The organism is Arcicella aurantiaca (genome assembly GCF_003148625.1).
In the GTDB taxonomy this organism is placed as follows: domain Bacteria; phylum Bacteroidota; class Bacteroidia; order Cytophagales; family Spirosomataceae; genus Arcicella; species Arcicella aurantiaca.
The window spans coordinates 250,793-265,074 of sequence record NZ_QGGO01000003.1 but is presented as its reverse complement, the minus strand read 5'-3'; the positions used below and the strand labels follow the sequence as shown (position 1 = coordinate 265,074).

The 14,282-nt window shown below is 35.3% G+C and carries 12 protein-coding genes; 10 read left to right on the top strand and 2 right to left on the bottom strand.

The genetic code is table 11. The features are described 5' to 3' along the window. Positions 1 to 271: 271 nt before the first annotated feature. Positions 272 to 1,837 carry a L,D-transpeptidase family protein gene (locus tag LV89_RS04325; protein WP_109741632.1) on the top strand — a complete coding sequence of 522 codons (1,566 nt, stop codon included), beginning with the start codon at positions 272 to 274 and terminating at the stop codon, positions 1,835 to 1,837. A 185-nt stretch (positions 1,838 to 2,022) separates the two neighbouring features. Here LV89_RS04325 and LV89_RS04320 read toward each other — a convergent pair whose 3' ends face one another. Further along, positions 2,023 to 3,570, bottom strand: coding sequence for a S8 family peptidase (locus LV89_RS04320; protein ID WP_229201470.1), 1,548 nt, complete (start codon positions 3,568 to 3,570; stop codon positions 2,023 to 2,025). 168 nt (positions 3,571 to 3,738) lie between these two features. On the opposite strand from LV89_RS04320, the gene LV89_RS04315 reads away from it, so the two are divergent. From LV89_RS04315 to LV89_RS04305, 4 genes are all read left to right on the top strand, one after another. Beyond that, a complete protein-coding gene (locus LV89_RS04315; RefSeq protein ID WP_109741631.1) occupies positions 3,739 to 5,061 on the top strand; it encodes a vanadium-dependent haloperoxidase in 1,323 nt (440 codons plus the stop codon). Positions 5,062 to 5,690: 629 nt separating this feature from the next. Beyond that, positions 5,691 to 5,849, top strand: coding sequence for a hypothetical protein (locus LV89_RS25005; protein WP_158279505.1), 159 nt, complete (start codon positions 5,691 to 5,693; stop codon positions 5,847 to 5,849). 151 nt (positions 5,850 to 6,000) lie between these two features. Then, positions 6,001 to 6,651: a cytochrome b/b6 domain-containing protein gene (locus tag LV89_RS04310; RefSeq protein ID WP_109741630.1), complete on the top strand. Its 651-nt coding sequence runs from the start codon at positions 6,001 to 6,003 to the stop codon at positions 6,649 to 6,651. A gap of 50 nt (positions 6,652 to 6,701) precedes the next feature. After that, a complete protein-coding gene (locus tag LV89_RS04305; protein ID WP_109741678.1) occupies positions 6,702 to 7,451 on the top strand; it encodes a molybdopterin-dependent oxidoreductase in 750 nt (249 codons plus the stop codon). A 46-nt stretch (positions 7,452 to 7,497) separates the two neighbouring features. Here LV89_RS04305 and LV89_RS04300 read toward each other — a convergent pair whose 3' ends face one another. Beyond that, on the bottom strand, positions 7,498 to 8,478 hold the full coding sequence (locus LV89_RS04300; RefSeq protein WP_229201469.1) for a phytanoyl-CoA dioxygenase family protein: 981 nt from the start codon (positions 8,476 to 8,478) through the stop codon (positions 7,498 to 7,500). A 279-nt stretch (positions 8,479 to 8,757) separates the two neighbouring features. Between LV89_RS04300 and LV89_RS04295 the strand changes: the two genes are divergently transcribed. From LV89_RS04295 to LV89_RS04275, 5 genes are all read left to right on the top strand, one after another. Next, on the top strand, positions 8,758 to 9,597 hold the full coding sequence (locus LV89_RS04295; protein ID WP_109741629.1) for an AraC family transcriptional regulator: 840 nt from the start codon (positions 8,758 to 8,760) through the stop codon (positions 9,595 to 9,597). A gap of 160 nt (positions 9,598 to 9,757) precedes the next feature. Beyond that, complete coding sequence (locus tag LV89_RS04290; RefSeq protein WP_109741628.1) at positions 9,758 to 10,981, top strand: AAA family ATPase; 1,224 nt, start codon at positions 9,758 to 9,760, stop codon at positions 10,979 to 10,981. Beyond that, positions 10,965 to 11,507, top strand: coding sequence for a hypothetical protein (locus tag LV89_RS04285; protein ID WP_109741627.1), 543 nt, complete (start codon positions 10,965 to 10,967; stop codon positions 11,505 to 11,507). The genes LV89_RS04290 and LV89_RS04285 overlap by 17 nt, the downstream gene beginning before the upstream one ends. Positions 11,508 to 11,554: 47 nt before the next feature. Beyond that, complete coding sequence (gene nadE, locus LV89_RS04280; protein ID WP_109741626.1) at positions 11,555 to 13,567, top strand: NAD(+) synthase; 2,013 nt, start codon at positions 11,555 to 11,557, stop codon at positions 13,565 to 13,567. A 50-nt stretch (positions 13,568 to 13,617) separates the two neighbouring features. Beyond that, positions 13,618 to 14,241 (top strand): HAD family hydrolase, encoded by a 624-nt coding sequence (locus tag LV89_RS04275; RefSeq protein ID WP_109741625.1) that lies wholly within the window; start codon positions 13,618 to 13,620, stop codon positions 14,239 to 14,241. The last annotated feature ends 41 nt before the right edge of the window (positions 14,242 to 14,282 follow it).

Genomic DNA, 14,282 nt, shown 5'->3' with positions numbered 1-14,282 from the left:
TAGATAGGCTTGTTGATAAAGTGAATAGGTCTGTGGGTTTCAAACTCTCTTCAGACTTATTTAAAATTTATACAAACCTACAATCAGAAAGTATTGCGGAGCGATAACAAACTATTAAGAAATTATAAATTAATTGAAAAAGTTTAGACTGCCTAAAATATCACTTCAAAAAATGACTTTCATCATGTTTGAGCGATACGAATCCTCTGATATTTGGTCTATTTCAAATCAGACAAAATATTAACCGATACTTTTCATTTTCTTTTAATTTATGAAAAAAATATCCCCACAAAAAAAACTTTACGTCACGTTTCTCATTTCTTTTTTGCTCACTTTTCCCTTTTATACGAAGGCTCAAGAAAACGATAAGGAATTGCTAAAAACGCTGATAGAACAACTTTGCAACGACAAAGGGTTTGCCCAACAGTTAGAAATTACCGAGCCAGAACAACTCCAAAAGTTTTATTCTCAAATTGATTATCAAATGGCTTGGAGTAAACAAAATACAAGATTCGCAGAGGAATTTATGGCAATATTGACCAATGCCAACGATTATGGAATGTTGAAGGAGGATTTTCATTACAATTATTTAAAAAGCAACCATAAAAATCCTATCGAAAAAGAGGTCGTTTGTACTCACGCTATGCTTTCTTTTTTATCAGAAATCACGAGTGGAAAAGGGAAAATTGATTTGGATTACAACGGATTAAATTACAACAATAAATGCTTGAATTTGGAACAATTATTGGCTTCAACATACCAAAAAGGATATTTCTCAGATATTCTTAAATACGTTCAGCCACAGTCGATGGCGTATGATGCCAATATTCGTTTACTCCGCAAAATCAATGTTTTCCTTCGAGATTCTTCCTTCAATGAACTACCAATTGAGATACTTCCAACACTTAAAGAAAACAAAAACCTTATTCAAAAATTATATTATTTAGGTTTTATTGCTAATCCAACAGATACAGAATCGCTTCATGAAAATAACTTAATCTATGCTTTGAAAGGTTTTCAAAGCTTATTTAATCTCACGCAAGACGGAAAACTGGGTTTGCAAACCTTGAAAAAACTAAATACTTCGTTAAAGGAAATTCAAAGTATTCTCATCAAAAACTTACATCGTTGGAGAAACCTAAATTGTCTGGACAATCAGCGATATATTTTGATAAATATTCCTTCGGCAGAATTAAGTTTTTATAATAAAGATAGTTTAGTAACTGCCATGAAAGTTATTGTGGGCAAAGCATCAACCGCTACACCACTTATTAGTAGTAAAATTGACCAAATCATATTTTTCCCTTATTGGTATGTTCCAAACTCGATTGCAACCAAAGAAATATTACCTATTCAACAAAAAGAAGCCACTTTTTTAGAAAATAATGGCTTTCAGGTTTTAGATGAATTAGGCAATACCATTGACCCTACCACGCTACCTTGGGCAACCTATACGGCAACAAATTTTCCATATCGTTTTCGTCAAGTTGCAGGTTGCGACAATTCTTTGGGCATTGTCAAATTCAATTTTGAAAGTCCATTCGCAATCTATTTGCATGACACCAATCATAAAGAATTATTCAGTAAAAGCAATCGGCAAATTAGTCACGGTTGCGTGCGTTTAGAAAAACCGTATGATTTAGCAGCCATTTTATTAGGAAGTCGCTCGCAAGTAGAAGACGCTCTAAAACACCGCTTTGATACCGACTTAAAACCCAAATATATACGTCTCGACAATCCTATACAGGTTTTTATCACCTATATGACAACCTCAGTAGATGAGTTTGGCAACTTGGTAATTTTTGAAGATGTTTATCGAAAAATGGGGAAGAAATAATTGCTACAAAACAAGAAAAGCTACCTCAACAAAGGTAGCTTTTGAATAAAATCACTTAATCCTAAGTAACCACATAGGAGAATTTGGAATAAAACAATAGACAAATAGACGATGGAGACTGACTAATTGCTAAGAAATTGATAAATCTTAAACTTGTTTCTGAATTCCAAACGCTATGCAGTTTGTTAGTTTAAAGCGTTATTAATATTGATTCTTCCCCAACCAAAATTTCCATTTCTACTTGGGTAATAACTTGCATTTTGCTTTAATCGGTCAAAAACTTGCGTTCTCGTCCATGTTGGATATTTTGAGAAAACCAACGTTGCCATTGCCGCCGTTGAAGCCGTTGCCACTGACGAACCTCCAACCGTTGAAGGAGTGTCGCCAGACATTGCCAAACTTAAAGGTTTGCGAGCGTTGGCTACTTTTTCCATAACAACTACAAAATCTACATCCGAACCTTCATGGCAAGCATCGCAACGTTGTGTTAAATTATCTTTGATACCTGTAACCGCCACAGCCTCAGCCATACTTGCAGGGAAAATTACACCCGCCCAACCAGCAGTCCAACCAAAAGATGTACCCGCTGCACAGAAAATCAACTTTCCTTTTCCGTAAGCATAACGCACGCCATCTCCAATTTGACTATTTGAAATAATATTACCCATCGACATTGAGATTACTCTTACATCAGTTCTATTACCTGCCAAAGTGAAAGCATCCGCAACGCCTTTTGCTTCACGACTTTCATTCAAAAATACATCTGCTGCCGCACGAATACTGATTAAATTGGCGTTGTAAGCAATTCCTGCGGTGTTTCCGTCTGTACCACGTGGGGCAGTTGCAGCACCTTGCATCGACGTTCCGTGTCCACAACCATCATTTGGCGTTTCTACTGAGCCAATCGGAATTCCTAAAAACGTATCACGTGGCAAAGTCACTAATTTTTCAATTGTTCGTCCAGAAGATGAACCCTGATTGAAAGTTGAACCTAAATTTTCTTGTGTGTTACTACAACCTGTATCAATAATCACCATTTTTGCACCCGCTCCCGTGCTTTTTGCCCAAGCTTGCGTAACGCTATGATAAGCATAATTCCATGAAGCTTTTGCATTCGGAGAAATCGTTGTGTAGTCAGCAGATGTTAAGCCTGTTTCGGGTGTATTAGAGTCACATCCACTATCTGAATTAATTTTAGCGTTTGCGTTATTTTTATTTGTTTCAACATTGGGTGAATAGCCCATTGGTTCAGCATAACGCACTAATTTTGAAGCTCTTAATCTTTCAATTGTACTCAAATTGCTCACTCTTACATCAATAACGGGCAAAATATTTTCTTCAAAAACCTCTAATTCACTTCTTTTAAGCGAAGAGTTTGTTTTGCTTTCTTCTTCAAAAATAATGTCTAAAACTTTTTCACGAGCCGTTTTCCAAGCGGTTTCTTGAATATTTATCTCATGAATTTTATGGTCGATATTTCCTTCATTTTCTGGCTTATAGCCCACTGAAAGCACTTTGTCAGACTGATTTAAGGCACTCCAAACCATCACATCCGACACACTCGACCATTCAAATTTACCTTGGTCTTGTAAACTCTTAAAAATAGTTTGGTCAAGTTCTGTTTTTGAAATTGGCGAAGCAGGATTGGGGGATAAACTCTCGTTGGAGGAGTTTTCAACGGTACAGGCACATAACGAAATGACCATAAACGCAAAAAAGGTAAATTTTCTCATAGTAGTATATTTTAAATTTTGCGATAAAATTATACAATTTATTAGAATAAGTAAATTTTAACATTAAATTTTCTGCGATTAATCACTAATACTTTATCAAATGGAAGCATTAGCAGGTATTTAGACAGCTTTTACGTAATTTTAGACTCCATTTTAATATGCTAACCAATGAAACGTAATCTTTTTATTCTTCTAACCGGTATCACTTTGATATTTAGTTGTAAGAAAGACAATGGAGACTGGAAAAAAGCGGCTGAAAACCCAGAGTTTTTACGCCGTACACAACTCCAAGTAACAGAATCTATCATCCATGATATATTTCCTCCGCCAGTTTCGAGTCGTATTTATATGTATGCGTCCTTAGCAGCGTATGAGGCAGCTATTGCGGGCAATCCCAAATATCAGTCGATGGTAGGTCAGTTGAAGGGTTTGAAAAAAGTCTATCAATTAGACACAAACAAAAAAATCTGTAACGGATTAGCGGCAACCAGAGCTTTTTTAACCATTGGAAAAAACTTAACTTTTGCACAAGAAGTTTATGTTGATTTTGAGAAAAAAATGTGGGAAGAATATAAAGCAACAGGAATTCCAGACGATATTTATCAAAATTCAATTGCTTTTGGAGACTCAGTAGCGGCATCAATCATGAATTATTCAAAAAAGGATAATTATAAACAAACTCGTGGTTTCCGTTATACTGTAACAAATAAACCCGGAACGTGGATTCCTACGCCTCCTGCGTATATGGATGCAGTTGAGCCAAACTGGACAAAAATCAGACCTTTGACTTTAGATACATCGGCTCAATTTCCTCCAATTGCCCCTTCAAAATTTGACTTAACCAAAGGAAGTCAATATTATCAAGAAGTGATGGATTGTTATAACGTTGGCAAAAACTTAACCGATGAACAACGTAATATTGCCAATTTCTGGGATTGTAACCCTTTCAAAATGAATATTACGGGTCATGCGATGTTTGCAACTAAAAAAGTTTCCCCAGGTGGACACTGGATGGGCATCACCACCCAAGTATCTCGCCAATTAAAAACCGATTTAGCACAAACTGCGGAGGCATACCTAATGACTTCAATGGCTGTTTTTGATGGGTTTATTTCTTGTTGGACAGAAAAATATCGTACCGTTAGAATCCGTCCAGAAAGTATTATCAATGCCAATATTGATAAAGACTGGCAACCAGTTTTGCAAACGCCACCGTTCCCAGAATATACATCTGGACACTCTGTAATTTCGGCAGCAGCATCGGTTGCTTTAAGTAGAACATTAGGGGCAAATGTAGCCTTTAATGACTCAACAGAAATTCCTTATGGCTTACCTGTAAGAAAATTTACCTCATTTAAACAAGCCGCACAAGAAGCATCAATCAGTCGTTTGTATGGAGGAATTCACTTCCGCCCTGCTTTGGACAATGGTTTTGCTCAAGGAGAAAGAGTTGGTGGTTGGATAGTTGGGAAGATAAAAACGAGAAAGTAGGTGTAACCGTCGTTCAGCTATCAGATGGCACGCAGATGACACAGATGTAAACAACGCAGATTTTATAGATTTTTCAATAAAATATCATTTTAAGTAAGAATTGCCAACTTTCTGAAAAGTTGGCAATTTTAGTTTGGAATTATAAATACAAAACCGATGTCCATTATCATACTTGAAACTTAGATGGCACGCAGATGACACAGATGTAAACAACGCAGATTTTACAGATTTTTCAATAAAATATCATTTTAAGTAAGAATTGCCAACTTTCTGAAAAGTTGGCAATTTTAGTTTACACTATATATTTAATTGTGTTTCAAAAACTTTATCAGTAGGGGTGTCATCAGTGGTTAGATTCTGAAGATAAATGATTTGTTTAAGAATACATTAAAAGTGTAATTTCACGGAATAATTAAATTTAATTGCACAATAAAAAGAATCTACATTGGAATAATTATATTTTTATTCACCTTTAGAACTTTCTTTTGTAAATTTGTGTCAAGATTAAAATTGGTAATGAGTCTATTGTATTTGAGTATTTAGATTCCATTTTTATAAATTTAAAACTATTGTAAAGTTTTGCTCATTGCCAATCATTACTGAATACTCAGTACCAAAATTTGAAACGTATGAAGTACGATTTGTTATTGGCGGAATTAATTGTGAAAAGTTCACAAAACCGCACAGAAGAAAGTCAGATTGCTGAAAGTCAGGAATCTTCTAAAGGTTGGTTAGAACGCTTTTTTGAGTTCTTAACTCCCAACGACATCAACATTGCCACAAGATAGCAATCCATACCATGTAAACGAGCCTCATCATTTCGATGGGGCTTTTTTGTTTGACAAACTTTTTATCGGTAATTATCGTAAATTTGAAAGTATCCCGACAAATTAGAAACAATTAGTTTATCAAATTTGTATCAGAAACAAAAAGCTCAAAATGCAAAAAATCATTCATAAACATTCCTTAGCAATTCGTTGGTTTCATTGGATTAACTTTCCCCTACTTTTCGTGATGATTTGGTCAGGATTATTGATTTATTGGGCAAATGGCGTTTATAAAATCCAAGTCGAAGAAACGCTCATTTTTAAGTTTTTCCCAAAAGGTTTTTATGATTTTTTAGGACTTTCTGGACAATTAGCCAAAGGAATGGCTTGGCATTTTGCCACGATGTGGTTATTTACCGTCAACGGTATTTTGTATGTACTTTATACCATGATTTCGGGTGAATGGCAATTAATTGTACCAACTAAAAACTCCTTTAAAGAAGCTTGGCAAGTTGTTTTATTTGATTTAGGAATTAGTAAATTATCTCCTCCGCAAGACAAATACAATGCAGCCCAACGAATTGTTTATACTTTGGTAATCATCATGGGATTTGGTTCAATATTAACAGGTTGGGCAATTTTTAGACCGATACAAATTTCTTGGTTAACAAATATTTTAGGAGGATATAAAGCTGCAAGAATTGAACATTTTATCCTGACTATTGGATTCTGTTTGTTCTTTTTAGTTCACATCATCCAAGTTATCAAAGCAGGCTGGAAGAATTTCCAAAGTATGATTACAGGCTTTGAAAAAGTTGATTGACAGTTTCACAATCGCACATTCACAAATTACTCAATCATTCATTGAATATTATGAAAGAAGAACTCACAAGCAAGCAAGAAATTAGACGTAAAACCATCAAGGCTTTTGTGGGTTTTGGCGTAGCAAGTCTTGTTCCTGTTGGTATCTGGAAATGGATAAAGTCAAGTGACAGGTTAGATTATCTTTCTGCACCTTTAAGAAAAACCTTAGAATTTAATGAGAAATTAACTTCTAAATTATTGTCCAATAGTCACTTAGCTCCCATTTTTTCAAAATCGCAAGCTGAACGAAAAGTTAGATTTAATGGAGCAGTTGGTTTGCAATTTCCACTTTCTGAGGATTATAAAATACAGGTACAATCAGGCGAAAATAAATTTGAAGTAACGATAAACGACCTCAAAACTTTACCAAAACAAGAAATTATTTTTGAATTTAAGTGCATTGAAGGCTGGTCGCAAATACAACATTGGGGAGGCGTTCGTTTTGTTGATTTTATGAATCATTATAAAATCGGACAAAAAGATACTGAGAATTTATTTGAATATGTAGCGATGGAAACACCAGACGGATTATATTACGTTGGTGTAGATATGCCAAGTGCAGTACATCCGCAGACCATTTTGGCTTATGAAATGAATGGAAAGCCATTATTAAAAAAACATGGCTCTCCATTGAGACTGATTATTCCTGTAAAATACGGCTACAAAAGTTTGAAGCGAGTGGGAAAAATATCGTTTTCAGACGAACGTCCAAAAGACTATTGGGCATCATTGGGCTACGATTATTTTGCAGGTTTGTAGCACAGGAATCCTTCCTGTATGTTCACAGGAAGGATTCCCGTGGTACTTACCATTTTTCTAAGCCTAAAAGTTTTTTTCCTAAATCTGTTAATTCGGCAGTTTCATATTTAGTTTGTTCCCAATTACGTGGGTCACCTGGGAAGGCGTAACCTTCGGGAGCAATTCGATTTTTCCAAGAATTTACACGCCAATTTTTAAGACCTTCATTATCTTCTTCGGCAGGCATCATCGAAATATACTGAGCCATTCTAACTTTATCTTTTGAATTATTGGCTCTGATTCCGTGCGGTTGAGAGCTATTGAAAATCAATAAATCGCCCGCTTCCATTTTCACTTTATGAAAATCATTTTCAAAACCTGTTGTATCAGGTTTAAAACGGTTTCTGTCCTCTGGTTGCGTCAATTTCCAAGTATTGTATGTTCTAAATAACTCTGGAATACACTGAAATCCGCCCATATTTTCGTCGGTTTGGTCAGCCAAAGCCAAAACTCCTTGCACATTTTGTGGCTTCGTTTCAGGGTCATAATCCCAGTGAATAAAGGCTTTATACTCATATCCTTCACGCAAAGGAAAATTCAAATTGGCACGGTCGATAGTTACCCATAATTTTTCCGTTCCCCAAATATCCGCAAAAGCGTCGTGTACACGTTGCATTTGGCGGTTATTCCATAAATGTTGGTTATTGTAAACCTCCACCATACCCGTTCCTGCTAATTCTTTCATTTGCATTTCAGCACGTGGGGCAGTGTACCAAGTTTCTGGATTGTTGGGGTTCTTTTCCTCAAATTCCCACAGAAATTGAGCCGTTGCCAAAGCCTGTTCTCTCGGCACAGCATTTTTAATAATTACATAACCATTCTCAATCCAAAACGCCCAATCTTCTTCACTCAATACGCTAAGTTTATTTCCATCAGCAATACTTGTACGTAATTTTATCTGACTACTCGTAGCCGTTGAAGGGTTTCCCGGTTTATCTGTATGATTTTGATTTGCCATCATGGTTGGCACCATAGTTTGAGTTTGCATGGTCGTTATTTATCTTAAAATTAATATTTATTATTAAAATTGTGATACAAAATTAGGACTTAAAAATGAAAGATATTTATCCAAAAATTGCCATTTTTTGAACAATTTTGACTTTAATATCCTTTTAAAAACTATATTTAACAAATAAAATGCAATTTTGAGTTATATGCTGATTCAATTGAGATTTGATAAAAGAAATCATGTGAGTTTTATTCATTCGCTCTTTCGCAAATCGCTTTTCGCTTGGTATAATTAAAGATTTTCAAAACTGAATATAGAATGAAAATAGTTTTAGAAGAATTTACCATCGACTCTGAAAGTTCTTTTAGAATTTTTGAGCCACGTTTGAGTCAAGTGTTTTATTGGCACTTTCACCCCGAATTTGAATTGGTTTATATTGAAGGGACAGACGGCACTCGTCATGTGGGCGAGCATATTTCTCGTTTTGAACAAAGCGATTTAGTTTTTATCGGGTCAAATATTCCACACCTCAATTTCGATTATATGGTGAAGACAGACTACAAAAAAGTAGTGTTACAAGTCCGCCAAGATTTTTTAAAAGAAGCATTTGCGAATACGCCCGAACTTTCTGGTATTTTTCGTTTGTTTCAATTATCACAACACGGCATTGCGTTTGGCTCAGAAATAAAGCAATTCATTGGCGAAAAATTGAAAAATGTTGGTCAGAAATCAAATTTTGAGCAGTTTTTAGAAATTTTAAATATTTTCCAACATTTGGCAAATACGCAAGATTATGAATTACTCCACGAAAAACCCGTTGAAAATCAATACAATAAAAAAGACCAAGAACGAATAAAACGGCTATATCAGTTTATTGATGAACATTATCAACGAAAAATAGATTTACAAGAAGTAGCCGAGTTAAGTAATTTGAGCGAAGCTGCTTTTTGCCGATATTTCAAGAAAATGACCAAACTTACTTTTGTAGAATTTTTGAATCATTATCGAGTAAATCAGGCAAAAAATTTATTATTACTCGATAAAAACATAACAGAAACCTGCTTCGATTGCGGTTTTGAAAGCATTTCTTATTTTAATCGAACTTTCAAAAAACTCACAGGCGAAAACCCTTTAGGCTTCAAAAAGCGATTTAGATAGTTTTCATCTGATTACAATACTTAGTAATTTTCAAAGGTATCAGATGGAACGCCTAATCATTTTTTGGGGGTATCGAAATCTTGATATAGGCGTTTCGTGGTTTGATAAAAAATAGCGTATTTTGTAAAGAAGACCAACGAGTTAAGGAAAATAGAAAATTATGAACGAAAAATTGATAGTCAAAAATTTTGGACCAATTAAAGATGCTGAATTGGATTTGAAAAAAGTAACCGTTTTCATTGGTCCACAAGGAAGCGGGAAATCTACTTTGGCTAAGTTGGTGGCTATTTGTAAGGATAAATCATTCTTAGCTGATAGTCATTTGGGGAAACCTAATCTCAGTTATTTTGAAAAATATCAGGCTCAATATTTTATTAATTCAGATACAGATGTTGAGTTTGTTACCCCAAAATACTCTTTCAATTATAAACCAACTGAAAATAATTTTCTTCTTAAAGATTCAAGTGAAATGACAGGAGAATTATTTGGGCGATTACAAGCAACAAGTTTTCATCCAACTTTTGAATCGACAAAAAATGGTTATAAAGGCTATCTTGAAATTCAAAAAAGAGGATATGGGAATTACAGAGTTATTTATCCCACGGTTGAGAGTATAGTTAGAGAAATGATTGAACAATTAACCTCAAAAACAAAATACCTTCCGACTGACCGCTTATTAATATCTTCAATCTCAGATTCAATATTAGGGTTATTAAGTGCAGAAGTTGCCTTACAAAAAAGTACAGTTTCATTTGGTGGAGATTTTGAAATTGCTCGTTTGAAAATTCCAACTTTATTCATAGGTTATTTGAATATTACCTATAAATATGAGAATGGAAGAAATTTAGTTTTTCATAACGAAACAGATTCCGTTCCATTATCTGCAAGTGCGAGTGGTCATCAATCAACAATTCCCTTACATCTAACTGTGGAGCATTTTGCGAAAGAAGAGAGTACTCACTTTATTGTTGAAGAACCAGAATTAAATCTTTTTCCAACTACTCAAAAGCAATTGGTTGGTTATTTGGCAGATAAATGCACAAAAAAAGATAACGAGCTTTTAATGACTACGCATAGTCCTTATGTTTTGAGTTCTTTAAACAATCTACTATTTGCGTATCAAGTAGCCAATAAGTATCCAGAAATGTCAGATGAAATTGCAACCATTATTCCGAGAGAACAGTGGATAAATCCTGATGATTTTGAAGCTTACTATGTGGGAGAAAATGAAAATGGAGAAAAAGGAGGGATACGTTCCATTTTCAATAAAAAAACTGGGCTAATTGGCGAAAATGAATTGGACGCTATTTCAGAAGACTTAGGAGGAGAATTTGACGCATTAATGAACATCTACCGTACAAAAAAACGTGAAACAGTTAATTGAAAACACCTTCCCTTGTCAAACTGGCAAGTGCATTGAAATCAGAAATGAAAGTAAATTTTGGATTGATGAACATCCAGAAAAAGTTGAATTTGGGCAAATACCTAAAAAGTCATTCGTCTTACTACAAACAAATGATGACTTACTTTTTACAGTATTAAATCCTACACAGAAAGAAATAACCTTCTTAGCCATTGATGAAGGTGTTTTTCAAGGAACAATTGAATACTCAGACGGAAGATGTGACTTTGCTTTATTTGACGATAGGAGATTTTGCTTTGTAGAAAATAAGAATGTAAATCTTAAACATCGCCGACAAGAACGATTAAGTGCATTTGACCAACTCAAAGAAACCATTCTAAAGTTTAAAGAAAAACTTGATTTCGGAAATTATCAAGTAGAAGCACAAGTTAGCTTTAAAGCCAGTCAAATATATCCACGTCAAAGGAGTTCTAATCAAAACAAAGTTGTAGAGTTTGAAGACGAACTAAACGTAGCATTATTCGAAAACAACAACATAGAATTTTAAAATGAGCTAAACCATCACTCATTCACAAATCATTCACTCAATAATAAATGAACCTAATAAAAGTAGCAGCAGGCGTGGTTAATCAAACGCCATTGGCTTGGAATAGTAATAAAAAAAATATAATCGACTGCATTGAAGAAGCTAAAAATCAAGATATTAGCCTTTTGTGCTTACCCGAATTATGTATCACGGGTTATGGTTGTGAGGATATGTTTTTTGCACAATCTACTTGTGACTCCGCCCTTGATATTTTAGAAGATATTGTCTCGCATACCTCAAGCATTGCCGTTTGTGTGGGCTTGCCTATCCGAATTTCAAATCATGTGTATAATGCCGCTTGTTTGATTGTCAATAAGCAAATTAGAGGTTTTGCTTTGAAGAAAAACTTGGCAAATAACGGTATTCACTACGAAACTCGTTGGTTTCAAGCTTGGCCTGTGGGGGAACGTACAGAAATGAGAATTGGCGAATTTACGTATCCTGTCGGAGATTTAATTTTTGATTTAAGTGGCGTAAAAGTCGGTTTTGAAATTTGTGAAGACGCTTGGATTGCCAATCGCCCCGGTAGAGATTTATATTTACAGGGTTGTGATATTATCATGAACCCAACAGCGTCACATTTCTCTTTCTTCAAAACACAAACTCGTGAGCGACTTGTGCAAGATGGTTCTCGTGCTTTTGGAGTAGCCTATATTTATGCCAATTTATTGGGAAATGAAGCAGGAAGAGCCATTTTTGACGGTGATGCCATGATTGCACAAGCGGGCGAAATGTTAGTTTCGGGAACAAGATTTTCGTACAAAGACCATTATTTAACTACCGCAGTCATTGATTTAGACAAAATCAGATTGGAGCAATTGCAAAATCGTCTGACTTTCAAAGCATCAAATCCTGTTCAAGTTTTATTTGATTTTCCAGAAATTGCCCCTGTAAAAAATATTTATGCTTTAGAGTCTTGGGAAGCAAACGGAAAGCAAAAAGAAGAAGAATTTGCTCGTGCCATTGCTTTAGCGTTGTTTGATTACCTCCGCAAATCTCGCTCGAATGGTTGGGTAATTTCGCTTTCGGGTGGTGCAGATTCTTCTGCTATTACGGCTTTATGCTATTTGGCAATTGATATGTGTGTGGCAGAATTGGGTTTAGATGGCTTCAAGAAAAAATTATCTTACATAAAACAAATTCAAAACTGTAAAGATGTAAAGGAATTATCGGCAGCTTTGATAACCAATGTTTACCAAGGAACGCAAAACAGTTCAACGGCAACTCGTCATTCGGCTACTTCTTTGGCAAAAGATTTAAACACGACTTTTTACGATATTGACATCAACGGTTTGGTAGAAACCTACAAAGGATTGATTCAAGGAGCAATTGGTAGAGATTTATCTTGGCAAACCGACGACATCGCCCTTCAAAATATTCAAGCACGGGTACGTAGCCCAAGTGCATGGCTTTTGGCAAATATCAATAATGCTTTGTTGCTTTCAACTTCAAACCGTTCGGAAGCATCGGTTGGATATGCCACAATGGACGGCGATACTTCGGGGTCAATCTCCCCTATTGCGGGTATTGATAAACATTGGCTTCGTCATTGGTTGCGTTGGTTAGAAAATACGGGGTTGGGCGGAACGGTGAAAATTGCGGGTTTAAATGCCATGAATAATCTGCAACCAACTGCCGAACTTCGTCCCTTAGAAGCCAAGCAAATTGACGAAGAAGATTTAATGCCTTACGACTTACTCAACGCCATTGAAACGGCAGCCATTCGAGACAAAAAATCACCAAAAGATTGCCTTCTAATCATGGAAATGGAATTTGAAGGTATTTATGAACGTGAAAAATTGGTAATGTCTATCGAACGATTCTTTAAGTTATTTGCCAGAAATCAATGGAAGAGAGAACGTTACGCTCCAAGTTTCCATGTGGACGACCGTAACCTCGACCCAAGAAGTTGGTTAAGATTCCCTATTCTTTCGGGTGGTTTTGAAAAAGAATTAACCGAAATGAAAGACTATGTAGAACATTCTGGAAAGGGAAAACGTAAAGGTAAAATTGGGTTTTAAAACTGTATTAACTATCATTTACTTTTCAAAATATAAATAATATTCAAACAATGGCTAACCAAATTAACACAATCATTTTTGACTTAGGCGGTGTATTAATCGACTGGAATCCGCTTTATGTTTTTAATGATTTAATTCCAGATGCAGAACGTCGGAAAGAGTTTTTCGATAATATTTGTACAATGCACTGGAATGAACAACAAGATGCAGGAACGCCAATTGCACAAGCTACTGAAGAGAGAATTGCCTTGTTTCCAGCATGGGAAAATGAAATTCGTGCGTATTATGGACGTTGGGTTGAAATGTTGGGAGATGCCAATCATGGAACGGTTGAAATCCTGAAAAGTTTAATTGATTCACCTGATTATAGAGTTTATGCTCTTACCAATTGGTCGGCAGAAACATTTCCAATTGCAAAATCTATGGAACGTTTTCAGTTTTTACATTGGTTTGAAGGCATTTTAGTTTCGGGAGAAGAATTTTTATTAAAACCTCAACCCGAAATTTATGAGGCAATTTTAGAACGCTACGATATTGACAGACACAAAGCTGTTTTTATTGATGATAATTATAAAAATGTGGTTGGCTCAGAAGCCGTTGGACTAAAAGCAATCCATTTCACCACGCCAGAAAAATTGGCGGAAGAACTTAGACAGTTAACAGTGAACATTTAACAGTTAACAGTTAGCAGTTTATCAGTAAGCAGTTATCAGTA